This window comes from Pseudomonas sp. GW822-FHT05A08 (assembly GCF_058800485.1).
Genome location: NZ_CM179511.1, coordinates 4,044,448 through 4,061,387, shown reverse-complemented (window position 1 = coordinate 4,061,387; position 16,940 = coordinate 4,044,448). Strand labels below are relative to the sequence as shown.

The following is a 16,940-nucleotide window of genomic DNA, read 5'->3' as shown; positions in this document are numbered from 1 at the left end:
GGAAGAACCCATGGCCGGCATTCAAATGCCCAACGGCGCAACGTTCGAAATTGCTTCCGCCTATGGCGCTGCAATCCCATTCACTGCCCTGACTAATGCAAACCCGGCAGTGGCCACGGCCGCGGCGCACGGGCTTGCCGAAGGCGACATCATCGCCGTCAGTTCAGGCTGGACGCGCCTGGACGGCCGCGCTGTGCAAGTGGGTGAGATTGCCAGCGGCACTTTTGCGCTGGACGGCGTGAACACTACCAACATTCAGCAGTATCCGGCCGGTTCGGGCGTCGGTAGCGCACGAGAGGTGACGACCTTCACCGAGATCTCGAAAATTACCGAGCTCGGATCGAGCGGCGGCGATCAGCAGTTTCTCACCTTCGGCTTCCTGGCTGACGATGATGACCGCCAGATGCCGACCACCAAGAACCCGATCACGCTCACAATCACGGTCGCCGATGATCCGTCGCAGCCTTATGTTGATGTCTGCGAGGCGGCGGACGACGACAAGCAGGCCCGTGTTCTGCGCCTAAACCTGCCAGGCGGTAGCCGCATCATCTACAACGGCTATGTCTCGATCACTTCGACCCCGACCATGTCGCGCAACAACCTGATGACTCGCGTGATCAGCATCGCGCTGACCGGTCGCCCAACTCGTTACAGCGCCTCGGCGTAAGGAAGGCACATGGCAAAGTTCACACTCGCCCGGAACCCAACCTTCAATCACGTCGTGATGCTGCCAACGGTCGGCGGCGATCCGGTGGGCGTCGAATTCGAGTTCAAGTATCGCGATCGAACCGAATTGGCCGGCCTCTATGCAGAGTGGGGTGAGCGTCATAAAGCCCTCAAAGAAAAAGCGGAAGAGACCGGCATTGAGCAGTTCACTGCTTTGCTAATCGATCTGCAGGTCGAGCAGTTGAAGGCGATCGTCGCCGGCTGGGATATCGCCGAAGAGTTCACCGACGAGAACCTACGCATCCTGGTCAAATCCATCGCCGCCACTCCTGGCGTGGTACTGGCTGCTTATTCCGATGCCTTCAGTAACGCACGCCTGGGAAACTCCTAAGCGTCTCCCGCAAGCTGTACGAGCCGGGGCCGTCAGTCGAATCGCTGGCGGCCTTCGGCCTTTCTCTTCGTGACATACCTGATGAAGTCTGTGAGGTCTGGCCTGATGTCTGGCAGTCCTTCAGGGTCTTCGAGGCCATGTACACCCAGTGGCGTACAGGCGCGTGCGGCGCTACCGGACTCGATTACACATCAATTCGCCATGTCGCCGGCTTCCTCGGGCTTACCCGGTCGGAAGTCGCCGACGTCTTTCCAGATATCCGCGTCATGGAAGCCGAAGCCCTGCGGGTGATGGCGGAGCAGAGGGACAGTAAATGAGCACTACCTTCGCGTCCCTCGGTATCGAGGTGAATTCCTCGTCTGCCTCCAAAGCGGCTGATGATCTCGACAAGCTGGTGGATTCGGCAGTTGATGCTGAGAAAGCCATTGATGATCTCGGTAAGTCGGGCGAAGGCCTGGCCAACACCAGCAAGAAGATCAGCCAGGCCGAGACTGAGGCCGCTCAGGGTATCGACAAAGCCACGGGGGCCAAAGAGCGCCAGGTCAATGCCAGCCGCAAGGCTGGTGCAAGCGCTGCCAGCGAAATCGCAATCATCAGCCAACTCGACAAGGCAATGTCCGGCAACATCGGCAGCATTGAGCAACTGATTCAGGCTGAAGGTTTGCTGGAGCGCGCCCGAAAGGGTGGTCTCGTCACTATCGAGCAGCAGGAGTCCTATCAGGATCGGCTCGGCAAGGCGTATGAGCGGATCGAGAAAGCCGAAGCCAAGGAGATGGCTCAGAAACAGCGGCTGATCGAGGCTGAAAATCGCCAGATCGAAGCGCTGAAACGCACGGTCAACAACATTGATCCGGTCACCGCGAAGTTGGCCAAGCTCGAGGCCCAGGAGAAGGCGCTGGAGGCTGCGCATAAGGCGGGTGTGATCGATGCGAACCGCTACAACGAGGCGCTGGCCAAGATCGGCAAGGACCGTTCCGCCCTTACGGCCACAGAGACGGCTTTCGACAAACTGAAGCTCGGTACCCGTCAGGCTCAGGAAAACGTTACCCAGCTGGGCAACGCTTTGGCCTCTGGCGACTTTGGTAGCGGCGCGCGGGCGATAGCGCAATTGGGGGTAGGGGCTGGGGCTTCGGCAAAGAGCATGGCCGCGCTGCTGCTTCCCGCGGGCGCCTTGACTGGCGTGATCGGTGGGTTGGCCTACGCCTACTTCGATGCGATGAAGCAGGCGCGCGAGTTCAACGCCGCGATCAATGGCGGCTCGAACGATGCAGGCCAGACTATCGGCAGCCTCAAGTCCATGAGCGAGTCGGCAGGCGTGCTTACTGGCAACTTGTCAGGCGCGCGGGAGGCCGTCATTGCCCTGGCGTCTGGTGCTGCCACCAGCAGCACCCAAATGCAGAACCTGGCTCAGGCTGCCGCAGCCATCGGCGAGGTGACGGGGAAGGGCGCTGGCGACATCGCGAAATCGCTGGCCAATGCCGGTGACACCGCTACAGAAGCCGCGTCGAAGATCAGCGACCAGTACGGCCTGCTGACCTACGAGCAGTACCAGGTCATCAAGGCGATCGACGAGCAAGGAGATCATCAGCGCGCCCTGGACACCCTCAGTGAGAACCTGAACCAGTCGGCCCAAGAGCGCCTGAAGGCTTACCGGGCCTCCCTATCTGATATTGAGCGTGACTGGGATGACATCAAGGTCGCGATCAAGGGGGCTTATGCTGTGGTCCGATCCGAAGTCTTTCCTGACTTGGCCAAGCAGATCGAAATCACCCAGCGGGTACTGGACACCCGGAAAGGTGGCGGCGTTGCTGGTGCGGTATCGAACGGGCTCAGCTCGCTCAATTCCTTCTTGGGGCTGAACGATGGCGAGAACGACGACTCGACGCCGGCCTTGGAGGCGAAACTGGCTTCGCTCAAGGCGCGCCAGGCTGCAAGTGAAGGGCTTACCGCTTCCACCGGTGAAGCAACTCATGCAAACAAGGAACTGATCGCGGTCCAGAAGGAACTGGACAAGCAGCTCGATAACTTGAACCCGCTGGCTAAGCGCCAAGAGGCCTACAAGAAGCTCGACGACCAATTCACCAAGCTTTACCAAAATGCCGAAAAGACAGGGCAAAAGTCGGCGACCCTTGATGGCGTGCAGTTCGATGGGAAGAGGTTCTCCGGCGGTGCCTACGACAAGTTGCGCAAGGCAATCGACGAACAGAACAAGGACCCAAAGTCAGCAACTGGCGCCGTCGACCTGACCAGCTTCAACAACTCGAAAAACGCGCTCACCGGCATTCTCTCCGAGTACAAGAACGCCCAGAAGGAACTGGAAGCGGCGCAGAAGGCCGGCCTGGTCTCCCAGGCGGATTACCTGCTCAAGCGTCAGGCCATGATCGGCAACGAACGCGACGAGGTCACCGCGGCTTACGAGGCGGAGATCTCGGCGCTCGAAGCGACCAAGGGCAAGGCCGGCACCTCGGCGGCTCAGCGCATTCAGCTGGACCAGAAGATTGCCGACGCGCGCGCAGCGATGGTCAAGGCGCAAAAGGATGCCGACTCGGAACTCACTGTGCTGGCCTCGAACGAGGAGGGTAGGCTCAAGAAACAAGCAGCCAGCCTTAAGACCTATATCGATGCGCTCAACTTGCAAACTGAGGCGCTGCGCCGATCCGGACAGCGCGCCGTACTCGGCGTTGGCAGGGGAGACAGGGAAAATGCCCTATCTGGAGAGCTGAACTCCCAGGATGATCGTTTCGCCAACGCTTCCCGAGAGCTGGCGAGTCAGCGCAGCGCAGCGGCGCTTCAAGGGGCTTCTGAAGCCGATCTCGATAAAGAGTTTGGCCCTCGGGTGGCTGCACTCGCCAAGCAGAACCAGGAAGCCACCGACCAGATTCGGCAAAACTATGCCGATATCGAAACGGCACAGGGTGATTGGACGAAGGGCGCGACCTCTGCCTGGGCCAACTACCTGGATTCGGCACAGAACGTTGCCGGCCAGACGAAAAGCCTTTTCACCAACGCCTTCAGTTCCATGGAGGATTCGCTGGTCAACTTTGCCGTTACTGGCAAGGCGTCGTTTGCTGACTTCACGAAGTCGATTTTGGCGGACATGGCTCGGATTGCTACGCGCCAGGCGAGTTCTGCATTACTGGGCAGCCTAGTGGGGGCAGCAACCAACTACTTCGTAGGCAGCGGTACCGGGTCAACCTCGCCGGGTAGTACGCAGGCCGGCTACACGGGTAGTGATTTCTCGGGCTGGGTTTCTGGGCAGCGAGCTGCTGGTGGTCCTGTCGCGCCAAATTCTCTGTACGAGGTCAACGAACTCGGACCGGAGTTGTACAACGAGGGCGGTCGGTCATTCCTGATGACCGGGGCGAATGGCGGCAGTGTTACGCCCCTGAGCAGTGGCGGCGGGCCTGCTCTGGCAGCGATGTCTGGAGGCGGAGGTGGTAACACCTACAACTTCCCGGTAGCCGTCTCGGTGCAAACATCGGGCGCCGGTGATGGAGCCACCCAGGAGGACACGACGCAGCTGGGCAAAGGCATTCAGCAGGCTGCAAAGACTGAGGCTGAAACGGCAATCGCCAGAGGGCTGCAGCCAGGTGGTTCTATCTGGCGCGTGATAAACGGGAGGGGGTAATGGCGATTGAAACGTTCACCTGGCCAACGCAGAACGGGGACGCACCCGAGATCACCTATCGGGTGCGAACCGCACAGTTCGGTGACGGCTACAAGCAAACCGCCGGCGACGGGCCGAACAACAAGGAAGACTCCTACCCGGTCACCTACACCGGTTCGAAGGCTCGGGTGCTTGAGATCATGGCCTTCTACGATCGGCACGCCGGCGCGAAAGCCTTTCTCTGGACGACCCCGCTCGGTGAGCTGGGCCTGTTCACCTGCGTCAATCCTGTTCCCACCCCGGTCGGGGGCGGGGTCTTCAAACTCACAGCCACGTTCAACCGGGCCTTTCATCCATAAGGGGCAATCATGCCGCTGATCAGTGACATCCAGGCCCTTGAGCCTGGCAGTGAAGTGCTGCTCTTCGAGTTGGACGGATCGGACTACGGGGCGGACGTGCTGCGCTTCCACGGGCACGCGATCCCGCACTCGCCCGAAGAGCTGCTGGCAGCAGGGCCAAACGCCGACCAACTGCCGGCCAAGGCGATCTGGTGGCAGGGCAACGAGTATGGCGCCTGGCCCATGCAGATCGACGGCATCGAAGCAAACGGCGACGGCACCGCGGTACGGCCCACGTTATCGGTCGGCAACATCAACGGTCTCATCACGGCCCTGTGCCTGGCCTTCGACGACCTGCTCGAGTTCAAGCTGACCATGCGGCACACGCTGGGCAGCTACCTGGATGCGCAGAACTTCCCGAGCGGCAACCCAACGGCCGACCCCACCCAGGAAACGATCGAGGTCTGGTACATCGATCAGAAGACCAACGAAGACGGGGAAACGGTCAGCTGGGAGCTGGCCAGCCCTGGCGACGTTGGTGGCGAGTCCATCGGCCGGCAGGCGACCACGCTTTGCCACTGGTGCCTCACTGGCGGTTACCGCGGCCCGAGCTGCGGCTACACCGGCGGCTACGTCGACAAGGACGGATTGCCCACGGACGACCCGGAAAAGGACGAGTGCGACGCCACCCTTGGGCGGGGATGCATTCCGCGCTTCGGCGAGGGCAACGAGCTGCCTTTCGGTGGTTTCCCTGCCGTTTCCATCATTGCCCGGAGCTGACTATGCGCAAACACATCCTGAGCGCGATCCAGGCGCACGCGGCGGCCGAGTACCCGAAAGAGTGCTGCGGTCTGTTGCTGGCCGTCGGGCGCAAGCAGCAGTACTTCCCGTGCCGCAACATCGCTATGGAACCGAACGAGGAGTTCCGGCTGGATCCGGAGGACTACGCCGCGGCCGAGGACCAGGGCGAAGTGATCGGCATCGTGCATTCGCACCCAGACGCCACCAGCCGGCCGTCGCCGCGCGACCTGGCCATGTGCGAGGCCACAGCGCTGCCCTGGCACATCCTGAGCTGGCCCGAAGGGGATCTGCGCACCATCGCGCCGGCGGGCCACACGCCGCTGCTGGGCCGACCATTCGTCCACGGCGCCTGGGACTGCTGGCAGGTCTGCGCGGATTGGTACAAGCGAGAGTGGGGGCTGGAGTTCGAAGCCTTCCAGCGCGCTGATGGCTGGTGGGAAGACCCGGCCGGCCCGAGCCTCTATGAACAGGCCTATGAAACGGCGGGATTCGTGCAGGTCGACAAGCCGCAACGTGGCGACATGATTGTCATGGAGGTGGGCCGCACCGCCCACCCGAACCATGCAGGAATTTATCTCGGCGCAGATCCGACTCTGCCCGGGGAGGCCGCCGAGGTGTTCGGCCCTGGACCTTTCCTGCTGCACCACCTGTATGGCCGCCCAAGCGAAATCATCGTTTTCGGCGGGCCCTGGCTCGATCGAACGCGCCTGATCCTCAGGCACAAAGATGCACAACCAATCACATGATGCGGCATGGCCGCTGGAGAACGTTATGAGTCAGCCTTTTGAGGTTACCGCTGATGGGCAGGTGCGCATTGTCGGCGCAGCAATCCGCGACAATGCGCCGGTCGACACTAGCGAGGTTTAGCGCCTACGCCATTGCTGATTGCTTTTTCAATATTGCTAAGGTCTCCACCGACCGCATCCAGCGGAAGAACGTAGGCGGCCTTATCGACACCGTCCTGAACTGTGTTTTTGAAAAAGTTGACGTACTTCTGCAGTTCGGCAGCGTCATAGTCGGGGCGAGATCTAAGATAAAGGGAAACGGCGCCTAAAGCTGCGACCACGCCAGCTTCGAAAGTTGAGACAGGGGTTTTACTCACATCGACCTCCTAGGTCATAAACGCGCCGAAGTTGGCGCAATCCCAGTCCTTGGGTTTGCAGGCAAGGACTGGGCTACATCCAGAGCTGCAGAGTCAAGCTTTTGTTTGAGTCCTCACGACCAGCTCCCATTGCACAGGTTTACCCTGACATTGGTGCTGCGTCTTGTTCTGCGGTGGAAACGGATCGCCTTGGTTTGAGGTGATTTCGTCACCACAGTGGTAGCAACGATAGATGCCGGACACTGGCACTGTTTGACCGATTTTATAGATATGGGTCCAGTGCTCGTTCTTGGGCTTATCAGTGGTCACCACATACTTTCTCGTTTCTTCCGTAACGAATGCCATACCAGCCTCCTGTGCGGTAGTTCGGCGGCACAACGCTACTATGGCTTCACTGCTTCCAGTTACTGGCCTTTCATCCACACTGGATACCCGGACAGCTTGGCGCCGAGACGAATAGGGCTATGATGGCGCTTTGCACTCTCAGGGATTAGAGCCATGGCATTTCGCATCCGGAAGAGCTTCAAAGTCGCCCCAGGCATTCGCCTCAATGTCAGCAAAAGCGGTCTCAGTACGTCTATCGGGGGAAAAGGCACGACAGTGAACCTGAGCAAGCGCGGCACGAAGGTCACGAGCAGCATTCCAGGAACCGGAATTTCTACGTCGAAGCTTTATGGCAGTGGCAAGGCGCCCAAGACCAGCCATAGCGCGCCGACAGCAAGACCAGGCTTCGGCTCCTATTTGCTCACTTTCTTGATTATCGCCGGAGTGCTTTGGACAATCTTTCACAAGTGACCCGTGCGTCGAGGGGACAGCCCAGCCCTGCGCTGGGCTTTTTCGTTTCTGGCTACCCAGTGCTACATTGCCCGCATTTCCACAGGAGTGATCTGCATGAGACTTTTCGTAGGAGCGGTAGCGGTGGCGCTGCTGGCGGGGTGTGTGTCGCCAGGCGATCTGGAGTCAAAAGATCCAAGTATTGCTGTCAGCACCACGAAAGACCCGAAACGCTACGCTCTTTGCGTATTTCCTAAGTGGCAGGATGCCCGCAGCGATGTGTCGATGTCCGAGACGGAGCACGGGTATCGGCTGATAGCCGCAAGTAACAACATGACCGATGAGCTTCTGAGCATCCGCAAGGCTTCAAAAGGCAGCTCAGTAAAACTTTACCAGCGTATGGCTTGGGGCCCGGGTTATGGGCGAAGCGATATGGAGAAGGCAGTTAGAAGCTGTCTCTAAAACCAACACTTTTTAAGCCGCCTACGGGCGGCCTTTTTACGCCTGGAGGAAACGATGTCAGCGATCACCACTGGCGACCATTCGATGACGACCATCCTGCTTTCGGGCCCTCTCATCAAGATGTTTGGTCGAGTCCACCGACGTGAGCTCGGGAGCAAATCAGTAGGGGAGGCGCTCAAGGCATTGAAGTGCACGCTCGAAGGGTTCGAAGCGGCAATCAGGGATCTTGAGAAGCGAGGCTTGTGTTTTGCGATTTTTCGCAACAAGAAAAACGTAGCAGAGAAGGATTTCGCCCTGGGCGGCGCGCAAGAGGTTCGGATCGTTCCTGTGATCTCGGGCAGTAAGCGCGCAGGGCTGTTGCAAACCATCATCGGCGCCGTATTGATCGCCGCGTCGTTTATTCCTGGATTTCAGGCCTTGGCACCTACTGGCATCGCTCTCGTCGCCGGCGGGGTGATCCAAATGCTCAGCCCTCAAAAGGGTGGCTTGTCACAAAGCGCATCCCCCGAAAACCTACCCTCATACGCCTTCGGTAGCGCCAAGAACACCACCGCCAGCGGCAACCCTGTCCCGATCTGCATCGGCGAGCGCCGGTGGGGCGGGATGATCATTTCTGCATCGATCTATGCCGAAGACAAGACATAAGCAAAAGATTAAGGCTGTCTGGTAACCGCTGTTCTTGGTTGCTTTTTGAAGCTTGAGGTTCGCACGTATCTGCCAAACAACCACAGGCCATAGGCAATGGCGACCGCGAGGACGGACGTGATCAAGTTGAAGGTTGCTCCACCAATTTCCTGTGGTGTGGCATACGCCGAAATCATGACCGTGATGGAGGTGATGATTATTTTAGCGGCCAGAATCCCAACTCCAATTGAAGTGGCGTACACCAAAACTGAAAGCAAAAAGCGTAACGAACGAACCATGTTATTCATCAGCAATGACTTCCTTGAGGAGCCGAATAAAAAGCCCTGCATGTTATGAATTTCTCACGCCAAATCCAACAGCGTGAGAGTTTTTGAATAGCCCGATTTTATCAACCGTCCTTGAGGCGGTTTTTTTATGCCTGGAGGAAAGCATGGGCGCAGCAGCACAGATTGAGATTCATGGCGCCAAAGGCGGTAGCAGCAAGCCGAAGTCGCCGACTGAGGCCAACGACAGCCTGCGCTCGACCAACTTGGCAAAGATGTTGATCGCGGTGGGCGAGGGCGAATTCGATAGCGTCCCGACCGACTACGACATCTACCTGGACAACACGCCGATCAAGGACGCGAGCGGGAACATCAACTTCCCGAACGTGAAGTGGGATTGGCGCTCTGGTTCTGTGGATCAGTCATATATCCCGGGCATCCCCTCGGTCGAGAACGAGACCACGCTGAACATCGAGCTGCGCAGCGATACCCCTTGGGTGCGCTCGATCACCAACACCCAGCTGTCGGCCGCGCGCGTTCGGTTCGCCTGGCCGGCCTTGCAGGCTCAGGACGAAGAAGGGAATGTCGGCGGCTACCGCATCGAGTACGCGATCGACGTGGCCACCGATGGCGGCGCCTATCAGCAGGTGCTGCTCGAGGCGGTGGACGGCAAGACCACTACCCGCTACGAGCGGTCCCGCCGCGTGGATCTGCCGCCTGCCACCAGTGGCTGGTTGATTCGTGTGCGCCGGCTGACGCCCAACTGGAACAGCAACAAGGTCGCCGACACCATGCTGATCGCCGGCCTGACCGAGGTGATCGACGCGAAGCTGCGTTACCCAAACACCGCGCTGCTCTACATCGAGTTCGACGCCGAGCAGTTCACCAACATTCCGGCTGTCACCGTGAAGTGCAAGGCGCGCAAGTGGCAGGTGCCGAGCAACTACGACCCTGTCGCCCGCACCTACACCGGGACCTGGGACGGCACCATGAAGCAGGCTTGGACCAACAACCCGGCCTGGATTACCTACGGGATTTGCACCGAGGACCGCTTCGGCCTGGGCAAGCGCATCAAGCCGTATATGGTCGACAAGTGGGAGCTGTACCGGATCTCGCAGTACTGCGACCAGAACGTGCCGAACGGCCTGGGCGGCCAGGAGCCGCGCTTCCTCTGCGACATGAACCTGCAGGGCAAGGCCGATGCCTGGTCGCTTCTGCGCGATATCGCTGGCATCTATCGAGGCATGACCTACTGGGCTCAGGGCCAACTGGTGATGCAGGCCGACATGCCGCGCGCCCAGGACTACGACTATGTCTTCACCCGGGCCAACGTCGTCGACGGGAAGTTCTCCTACGGCAGTGCCTCGGCCAAGACCCGGTACACCCGCGCCCTAGTCAGCTACGACAACCCGGCGAACAACTACGACACCGACGTCATTCCGTTTGCCGATCTGGAGCTGCAGCGCCGTTTCGGCGACAAGCCAACCGAGCTGACGGCCATTGGCTGCACCCGCGCTTCCGAGGCCCAGCGCCGTGGTAAGTGGGCGATCCTGAGCAACAACCAGGACCGGACCGTCAGCTTCAAGACTGGCATGGAAGGGGTGATTCCGCTGCCTGGGCACATCATCCCTGTGGCGGATTCGCTGCTGGCCGGCCGGCAAATTGGCGGCCGGATCTCGGCAGTGGCCGGGCGCGTGGTGACGCTCGACCGCGACACCCAGGCCAAGGCCGGCGATCGCCTGATCATCAACCTGCCGGGCGGACGCGCCGAAGGCCGGACCGTGCAAAGCGTCACAGGGCGCGCTGTCACCGTGACCACGGCCTACAGCGAACCACCGCTGCCACAGTTGCAGTGGGCACTGGATGCCGACGACCTGGCAATCCCGCTTTACCGGGTGCTGAGCACCAAGCGCACCGCCGAGGGCGACTTCGAGATCAGCGCCCTGCAGTACGAACCCGGCAAGTTCGCTTTCATCGACACCGGCGCCCGCCTGGAGGAGCGGCCGATCAGCGGGATCCCGGTCACCGTCGTTCCGCCGCCGGCGAGCGTAACTCTGACTTCGAACTATGCAGTCGACCAGGGCATCGCCGTCAGCACCATGAACATTTCGTGGCCGGCCGTAAACGGTGCTGTGGCCTACGACGTGGAATGGCGCAAGGACAGCGGCAACTGGGTCAAGGTACAGCGCACTGGCGCGACCAGCGTTGACGTGACCGGGATCTATGCCGGCGCCTACCTGGCTCGGGTGCGGGCGGTGAGCGCCTTCGACATTTCGTCGATCTGGAAGGCGTCGAGCCTGACCCAGCTCAAGGGCAAGGAGGGGTTGTCGCCGTCGGTGTCGTTCCTGACCACCACCAGCGAGCTATTCGGGATCGGACTCAAATGGGGATTCCCGTCCGGCGCCGAGGACACTCAACGGACCGAGATCTGGTATGGGCCGGCGAACGACCTGGGCACCGCCACCAAGCTCGCCGATCTGGCGTATCCGCAGGCGGACTATCGCATGCAGAGCTTGCTGGCCGGCGCAACCTTCTTCTTCTGGGCGCGCCTGGTGGACCGGACCGGCAATATCGGCCCGTTCTATCCGGTGGTCAATGGGGTGCAGGGCCAGGCCAGTTCGGAGGCTGGACCGATCCTCGACATGCTCGCGGGCAAGATCAGCCGAACAGAGCTGGGGCAGGACCTGATCACAGAGATCGACGGCCTGCAGGACCAGATCGACGCCCTGGACAACATCCTGCTGTACGACGCCGAGAAGACTTACATCAAGGACGACATCGTCCAGCAGGGGCAGCGGTTGTACCAAGCCATTCAGGCGGTACCGATGAACACTCCACCGCCGAGCCCAACCTACTGGCTGGACGTGGGCCAGTCGATCGAGACGGCCAATGGCCTGGCGCAGCAGGTGGCGACCAACACCGCCGATATCACCGAACTGGATGGAGTGGTAACGGCTCAGGCGGCCTCAACGAACACACTCAGGGCTTCCTGGCGGGAGGACGATGGGGCTGGCGAGCTGGCGGATGCCATGAAGGGCTGGAACAGCACCGCGGCGATCGTCACGGAAGAGAAGGTCAGGGCGTCGGAGATCGAGGCAGAGGCCACGCAGAGGATTCAGCTGCAAGCCACCGTTGGCCAAAACACGGCAGCAATCCAGCAAACCTCGTCGGCGCTGGCGAACACCAACGGCCAGCTGGAAACGCTCTGGTCGGTGAAGATGGAGACCACCGCCGGTGGTCAGAAGTACGCGGCATCGTTTGGCCTGGGCCTGCAGGTCGACCCCTCTGGAGTGTCGTCGCAGTTCGTTGTGCGTGCTGACACTTTCATGCTGCTGAACCTGGCCAACGGTACGCCGGTGTCACCGTTCGCGGTAACCGGCGGGCAGACCTTTATCAACTCGGCCTTCATCCAGGACGGCACGATCACCAACGCCAAGATCGGCAACTACATCCAGTCGAACAACTACGTCGCAGGCAGCGTCGGATGGCGGCTGTGGTTTGACGGGACGTTCGAGATCAACAGCCCATTTGGAGGAGGGGCCCGCCAGGTTATCAATAACGCGGGTGGGAAGGTCTTCGATGAAAACGGCGTCAAACGCTACCAGTGGGGAGACCTATCCGCATGAGCTACGGCATACGAATCTGGGGGCCTAATGGTGAGGTCCAAGTAGACGAAAATACTTTCACCATGCGAGTTGTGTATAGCGCGTTGGTGACAGGGAATAATTTGACTATCCCGCAAACAATAGCTGTGCCTGGTATCACACCACAGAATGGCGCCGCTTTTGTTGTTCCTGTGGGTGCTTACAGTACAGTAAATGACAAGCAGCTTGAAACAGAAGTTGTTGTTGATGCTGTTCGTGTATATAGCTTTATAAGGGGTAGGGAGCAGTACAGTAATACTACTGGTATTACAATGAGGCTTATAGTGATAAGGTTTTATTGATGGCTTATGGAATGCAATACTCTAACGGCAGTAATGTCGTAACCATTGACTCAGAATTTACGCGGCTGGTAGTTCTTGCAAAGGGCAACTACCAGCCAACAGAAGAGTCTGGTCTTGGATCAACAACTCAGTTTCCATCAGTAATTACAAGCCAAGAGCCACCTTTGGTTTTTGTTCGTCCTGCTGGGACTTCCGGTATTGCTGGTCTTTGCCGGATGCGGGTAAACGGATCTCCTGGCGCTTGGACTGGATTTTATGTTCGGGCTTATGATGTAAATACGCTACAGCCGAATGGCACATATTTTGTATGCGGCTTTGCTGCCACAGCTGTAGCAAAATATGGTGTTCGGTTGTGGGATGGGAATTCAAAGTTAATATTTGACTCAGATACACCATTTGCCCTGTTTACTCGATCTTTTCAGAACTGGAGCTATGTGAAAACAGATTATGAAAGCCAAGGGATTCCAAGAAATTACTATCGCGTTAATTTCAATTTTCCGGCTGGCGAACACATGCTGATAAATACATTCGGTATGCCAATGTTGAATGACGGCGTGCAAAATAGGCAGCTGTACTGCTGGTGGGATTTCTCCGGTGGTAATCTATATGCATTAACCATCGGGCTTGGTAATCCATTCGCATTTTTCTTGCCTGCGGTATTCGCCAAACTGAACACCTGACAACCATCTCAATATCCAGCCGGCCATGAGCCGGCTTTTCATTGCCAGACAAAAGGATAAACCTATGCCCTGGTATAAAACGGGAACGGTGAGCGTTACCCAAAACTCCAACGCGGTGATCGGTACCAACACTGCATTCATCGCGAACAGCCGCGTCGGGGATGCATTTCTCGGTCCTGATGGGCGATGGTATGAGGTCACGAACATTGCCAGTGACACGGCAATATCGATTTCGCCGAACTATCAAGGCGCGACCAACGCTTTCGGCAACTATGCGTTGGTGCCGATACAGGGTTACCAGAAAACTCTCGCGGATGAAGTCCGCGCATGGGTGAACGCCTATGGCGCGAAGATGGCTGCCCTCGGCACCACTGGTAACTACGACACCCTTCCCGTTGCAAAAGGAGGGACCGGTGGCACAACCCAGGGCAGCGCTCGTGCTGGGCTTGGGCTTGGGGTTGTTGCTGTCGAAAACGTTGTCCCGGTTTCAAAAGGAGGGACAGGCGGTGTTGATCAGGCCGCCGGCCGAGCAGGCTTGGGCCTGGGCTCCGCAGCGACAGCGGCCATCGGCTATGAAACTGGAAACGTGGCTGGTGCATATTCAACTGGACGGACGAGCACAAGCCTGGTTCAGAGCTGGTACACGAACGTCGCGCATGGCGTCGACCCGAATCTCTATCCGCCAGGCTCATCCGGTCTACCCACTGGCGGCACCGGGTACTGGTACAAGCAGGTTTTCAGGCATACGGATACATCCAATCGCCTGACAATCGCTTGGCCCTACGGGCTGTCCGGCAGCTCGGGCACGGTTAAATTCCAGTCGATCTATGACGGCAGTCCGACACCCTGGATCGAGTTCTACCACACCGGCAACACCACTCGCGGTTCTGGCGGCGTGCTGTCTGCTGCATCGCCGATCCTGCGCATCGCCAATGTCGCCGATAGCCAGCGCCGGGATCTCGACGAGCAGACCTTCGAGCCGGCCGGTGCCTGGGGCATGGCGAACAGCGAGGCCCGCGGCGTGAGTGTCGAGCGCCTGGGCGTTGGTGAGTACCGTGTAACCGGCAGCCTGGGCCTGGCACTGGAAGGCTGGCGAACGCAGGACCCGTGCTCGCCGGACGGCGGCGGCACGCTCGGAATCACCGAGACCGAGCAGGATCCCGACGGCACGGTGGTCGTCCGGCTGTTCAAGCAGCGCTGGACCCTGTCCGAAGACGGCGAAATGATCCCCGGTCGCGGGGCTCCGCTGGACGTGCCGCTCAATAGCTGGATCGACGTGCGCCTGGAAATGCCCGCCGTAGAGCCGCCCCCGCAACAGTTCGCCGAAACCGAATAACAGCCCGCCACTGAGCGGGCTTTTTCTTGCCTGGAGAAAAGTATGCCGAACACCGAAACCCGCGGGGTGCGCAATCGCAACCCCGGCAACATCGATTACAACCCGGCCAACAAGTGGCAGGGCCAGCTCCCACCAAACCCAGCACTTGAGAAGCGGTTCGCCCGGTTCGATACGCCAGAGAATGGCATCCGCGCCCTGGGCAAGCTGCTGCTGACCTATCAGCGAAAGCACGGGCTCAGGACAGTGAAGGCCATTATCAGTCGCTGGGCGCCGGCGGTAGAGAACGACACGGCTGCCTACGTGCGCTCCGTCGAGGCAAACACCGGTACACGGCCGGGGGCGGAGATCGACCTGACTCAAGCCCAGGTCATGGCCGGATTCGTCAAGGCGGTCATCCATCACGAGAATGCCGGGTATGCCTATCCGGACGCCGTGCTGGCCGAAGGCGTGCGGCGGGCGCTGACATGACGCCGGCGCAGAAGTTGCTCGGCGCCCTGGTGCTGGCCGGCCTGCTGATCGCCGCTGGCACAGGGCTCGGCCTATGGCTTGCCGCCGGACACTACCGACCCTTGCTCGACGCCGCCCAGGACGACCTGGCAACGACCAAGGCCGGCCGGGCCAATCTGGAAGCGTTGGCGGGGGAGCAGGGCAGGAAGCTCGGCGAGCTGGTGCTGGCCGGTAGAGAGCGTGAGCAGCGCGCCGCCCAGGCCCAGGCCGACGCCCGAGAGCTGGCCCAGGGCGAGTATGCCGCGGCGAACCGCCTGTTGCAGGAACGAACCGGTGGCGACCAGTGCGTAGCAGCGGCGGCCATTATCGATCGGGAGCTTGGATTATGAAGTTGCTGCTGGTGGGGATTGTGGTGTTGCTGGCGGGGTGCGCCGGCCGGGAGCCGGAAGTGCGCACTGTGCGGGTGGATGTGCCGGTGCCGGTGCCGTGTCGTGCGCCGGAGGTTGTCGTGCCGCAGTGGGCAGTCGCCGGACTGAAGAAGACTGATAGCCTGGAGGTGAAGGTGAGAGCGTTGCTGGCTGAGCGCCGGCAACGGGTCGGGTATGAGCGGGAGCTTCTAGCTGGCTCTCGATCCTGCAGCTAAGTAATACCCCTCCCATAATGAGGAGGGGTATTAAATACCCGAGCTATTATGCCGTAAAGGTGGCAATAACTTCATTTTTCAAGGTGATAGGGCTTGCTCCCTCTTGCGTGATTGTTCCGGAAAACTTAATGCAGAAACCAATCTTATTGCCTCCGTATATGAATTCAAGGGTTGCACCCTCTTGCAATGTGTAAACGCCATAGACTTTGTCGCCTTTTAGTGTTGCTGTCGTAGCGGCTTTTGAGATGTTTTCAGTCCACGCTTGATGCCCATCAAGGTTGATTGAAACTGCCGTATCAAGCATTGTGTTACTTGATTCTCCGTTAAAGCTTGACTCTGCGGTGCAGTTACTCTTTAGGGCTGCGATGTTGGTAATTGGTAAAGACATGATGAACTCCTTTTCAACTTTTGGGTGAGACTTAGAGTCTAGGCTTTAATTGGGTGAAAAATAGTGTCAGTTTTAAAATAAATATCCGTATCAGATTGATATAATTAATTGCTATTGCTTTGTTGGTTCTTAGGTTCTTAGGTTCTTAGGTTCTTAGGTTCTTGTACTTTTGTACTTTTGTACTTTTGTACTTTTGTACTTTTGTACTTTTGTACTTTTGTATTTTTAGATGGCGGTCTAGTCAAATCTATTGGCCTAGGGTTATGTAATGTTAAAAGTAAATATTCAGACTCAACCACTAAGATAAGTCTATGAGTTCATGGAACCACGTGAGCCCAACTTGATCCGGCGCATGCTCAACGAATTATCGGCATCACCGACGACGGCGACCAAAGACTGATCGCCCTGCAGGCGTGTCAGGCATATGTTCGAGCGCTTACGCGCTGATCGA

General features: G+C 58.9%; 21 protein-coding genes and 1 pseudogene. 19 read left to right on the top strand and 3 right to left on the bottom strand.

What is annotated here, in order from left to right:
• The first annotated feature begins 10 nt into the window (after nucleotides 1-10).
• Genes AC3RCP_RS18185 through AC3RCP_RS18155 form a run of 7 tightly spaced genes read left to right on the top strand, consistent with a single transcriptional unit; the run spans nucleotide 11 to nucleotide 6,549 of the window.
• The gene (locus AC3RCP_RS18185) at nucleotides 11-667 is read left to right on the top strand and encodes a phage tail protein (protein WP_492571232.1); all 657 of its coding nucleotides are present in this window, start codon (nucleotides 11-13) and stop codon (nucleotides 665-667) included.
• A 9-nt stretch (nucleotides 668-676) separates the two neighbouring features.
• Nucleotides 677-1,057 carry a phage tail assembly chaperone gene (locus AC3RCP_RS18180; protein WP_123410846.1) on the top strand — a complete coding sequence of 127 codons (381 nt, stop codon included), beginning with the start codon at nucleotides 677-679 and terminating at the stop codon, nucleotides 1,055-1,057.
• A gap of 14 nt (nucleotides 1,058-1,071) precedes the next feature.
• Nucleotides 1,072-1,374: a DUF1799 domain-containing protein gene (locus tag AC3RCP_RS18175; RefSeq protein WP_492573222.1), complete on the top strand. Its 303-nt coding sequence runs from the start codon at nucleotides 1,072-1,074 to the stop codon at nucleotides 1,372-1,374.
• On the top strand, nucleotides 1,371-4,685 hold the full coding sequence (locus AC3RCP_RS18170; RefSeq protein WP_492571233.1) for a phage tail tape measure protein: 3,315 nt from the start codon (nucleotides 1,371-1,373) through the stop codon (nucleotides 4,683-4,685). The genes AC3RCP_RS18175 and AC3RCP_RS18170 overlap by 4 nt, the downstream gene beginning before the upstream one ends.
• Nucleotides 4,685-5,023 carry a phage tail protein gene (locus AC3RCP_RS18165; protein ID WP_492571234.1) on the top strand — a complete coding sequence of 113 codons (339 nt, stop codon included), beginning with the start codon at nucleotides 4,685-4,687 and terminating at the stop codon, nucleotides 5,021-5,023. Before AC3RCP_RS18170 ends, AC3RCP_RS18165 begins: the two co-directional genes overlap by 1 nt.
• Before the next feature lie 9 nt (nucleotides 5,024-5,032).
• The gene (locus AC3RCP_RS18160; RefSeq protein WP_492571235.1) at nucleotides 5,033-5,782 is read left to right on the top strand and encodes a phage minor tail protein L; all 750 of its coding nucleotides are present in this window, start codon (nucleotides 5,033-5,035) and stop codon (nucleotides 5,780-5,782) included.
• 2 nt (nucleotides 5,783-5,784) lie between these two features.
• The gene (locus AC3RCP_RS18155; protein WP_492571236.1) at nucleotides 5,785-6,549 is read left to right on the top strand and encodes a C40 family peptidase; all 765 of its coding nucleotides are present in this window, start codon (nucleotides 5,785-5,787) and stop codon (nucleotides 6,547-6,549) included.
• 107 nt (nucleotides 6,550-6,656) lie between these two features.
• Here the strand turns inward: AC3RCP_RS18155 and AC3RCP_RS18150 are convergent, their stop codons facing one another.
• Nucleotides 6,657-6,905: a hypothetical protein gene (locus AC3RCP_RS18150; protein ID WP_492571237.1), complete on the bottom strand. Its 249-nt coding sequence runs from the start codon at nucleotides 6,903-6,905 to the stop codon at nucleotides 6,657-6,659.
• A 93-nt stretch (nucleotides 6,906-6,998) separates the two neighbouring features.
• Nucleotides 6,999-7,250 carry a protein L gene (locus AC3RCP_RS18145; RefSeq protein WP_492571238.1) on the bottom strand — a complete coding sequence of 84 codons (252 nt, stop codon included), beginning with the start codon at nucleotides 7,248-7,250 and terminating at the stop codon, nucleotides 6,999-7,001.
• A gap of 153 nt (nucleotides 7,251-7,403) precedes the next feature.
• Here AC3RCP_RS18145 and AC3RCP_RS18140 point away from each other — a divergent pair, with 153 nt between their 5' ends.
• The 11 genes from AC3RCP_RS18140 (at nucleotide 7,404) to AC3RCP_RS18090 (ending at nucleotide 16,101) form a co-directional block, all read left to right on the top strand.
• Nucleotides 7,404-7,700, top strand: coding sequence for a DUF4236 domain-containing protein (locus AC3RCP_RS18140; RefSeq protein ID WP_492571239.1), 297 nt, complete (start codon nucleotides 7,404-7,406; stop codon nucleotides 7,698-7,700).
• A 96-nt stretch (nucleotides 7,701-7,796) separates the two neighbouring features.
• Nucleotides 7,797-8,141, top strand: coding sequence for a hypothetical protein (locus AC3RCP_RS18135; RefSeq protein WP_492571240.1), 345 nt, complete (start codon nucleotides 7,797-7,799; stop codon nucleotides 8,139-8,141).
• Nucleotides 8,142-8,195: 54 nt separating this feature from the next.
• A complete protein-coding gene (locus tag AC3RCP_RS18130) occupies nucleotides 8,196-8,786 on the top strand; it encodes a tail assembly protein (protein WP_492571241.1) in 591 nt (196 codons plus the stop codon).
• Between the two features lie 117 nt (nucleotides 8,787-8,903).
• Nucleotides 8,904-9,122, top strand: coding sequence for a hypothetical protein (locus AC3RCP_RS18125; protein ID WP_274336188.1), 219 nt, complete (start codon nucleotides 8,904-8,906; stop codon nucleotides 9,120-9,122).
• A 94-nt stretch (nucleotides 9,123-9,216) separates the two neighbouring features.
• Complete coding sequence (locus AC3RCP_RS18120; protein ID WP_492571242.1) at nucleotides 9,217-12,675, top strand: TipJ family phage tail tip protein; 3,459 nt, start codon at nucleotides 9,217-9,219, stop codon at nucleotides 12,673-12,675.
• Nucleotides 12,672-12,995 carry a hypothetical protein gene (locus AC3RCP_RS18115; protein WP_124320281.1) on the top strand — a complete coding sequence of 108 codons (324 nt, stop codon included), beginning with the start codon at nucleotides 12,672-12,674 and terminating at the stop codon, nucleotides 12,993-12,995. Before AC3RCP_RS18120 ends, AC3RCP_RS18115 begins: the two co-directional genes overlap by 4 nt.
• Nucleotides 12,995-13,675 (top strand): hypothetical protein, encoded by a 681-nt coding sequence (locus tag AC3RCP_RS18110; RefSeq protein ID WP_492571243.1) that lies wholly within the window; start codon nucleotides 12,995-12,997, stop codon nucleotides 13,673-13,675. The genes AC3RCP_RS18115 and AC3RCP_RS18110 overlap by 1 nt, the downstream gene beginning before the upstream one ends.
• 64 nt (nucleotides 13,676-13,739) lie before the next feature.
• Nucleotides 13,740-15,011 carry a phage tail fiber protein gene (locus AC3RCP_RS18105; RefSeq protein WP_492571244.1) on the top strand — a complete coding sequence of 424 codons (1,272 nt, stop codon included), beginning with the start codon at nucleotides 13,740-13,742 and terminating at the stop codon, nucleotides 15,009-15,011.
• Between the two features lie 42 nt (nucleotides 15,012-15,053).
• Nucleotides 15,054-15,479, top strand: coding sequence for a structural protein (locus AC3RCP_RS18100; protein WP_492571245.1), 426 nt, complete (start codon nucleotides 15,054-15,056; stop codon nucleotides 15,477-15,479).
• On the top strand, nucleotides 15,476-15,847 hold the full coding sequence (locus AC3RCP_RS18095; RefSeq protein WP_492571246.1) for a hypothetical protein: 372 nt from the start codon (nucleotides 15,476-15,478) through the stop codon (nucleotides 15,845-15,847). The genes AC3RCP_RS18100 and AC3RCP_RS18095 overlap by 4 nt, the downstream gene beginning before the upstream one ends.
• Nucleotides 15,844-16,101: a hypothetical protein gene (locus tag AC3RCP_RS18090; protein ID WP_492571247.1), complete on the top strand. Its 258-nt coding sequence runs from the start codon at nucleotides 15,844-15,846 to the stop codon at nucleotides 16,099-16,101. The genes AC3RCP_RS18095 and AC3RCP_RS18090 overlap by 4 nt, the downstream gene beginning before the upstream one ends.
• Before the next feature lie 46 nt (nucleotides 16,102-16,147).
• Here AC3RCP_RS18090 and AC3RCP_RS18085 read toward each other — a convergent pair whose 3' ends face one another.
• Nucleotides 16,148-16,489 carry a hypothetical protein gene (locus AC3RCP_RS18085; protein ID WP_492571248.1) on the bottom strand — a complete coding sequence of 114 codons (342 nt, stop codon included), beginning with the start codon at nucleotides 16,487-16,489 and terminating at the stop codon, nucleotides 16,148-16,150.
• A 333-nt stretch (nucleotides 16,490-16,822) separates the two neighbouring features.
• Between AC3RCP_RS18085 and AC3RCP_RS18080 the strand changes: the two are divergent.
• Nucleotides 16,823-16,936: pseudogene (locus AC3RCP_RS18080) on the top strand (lysis protein); the annotation flags it as partial.
• Nucleotides 16,937-16,940: the final 4 nt, after the last annotated feature.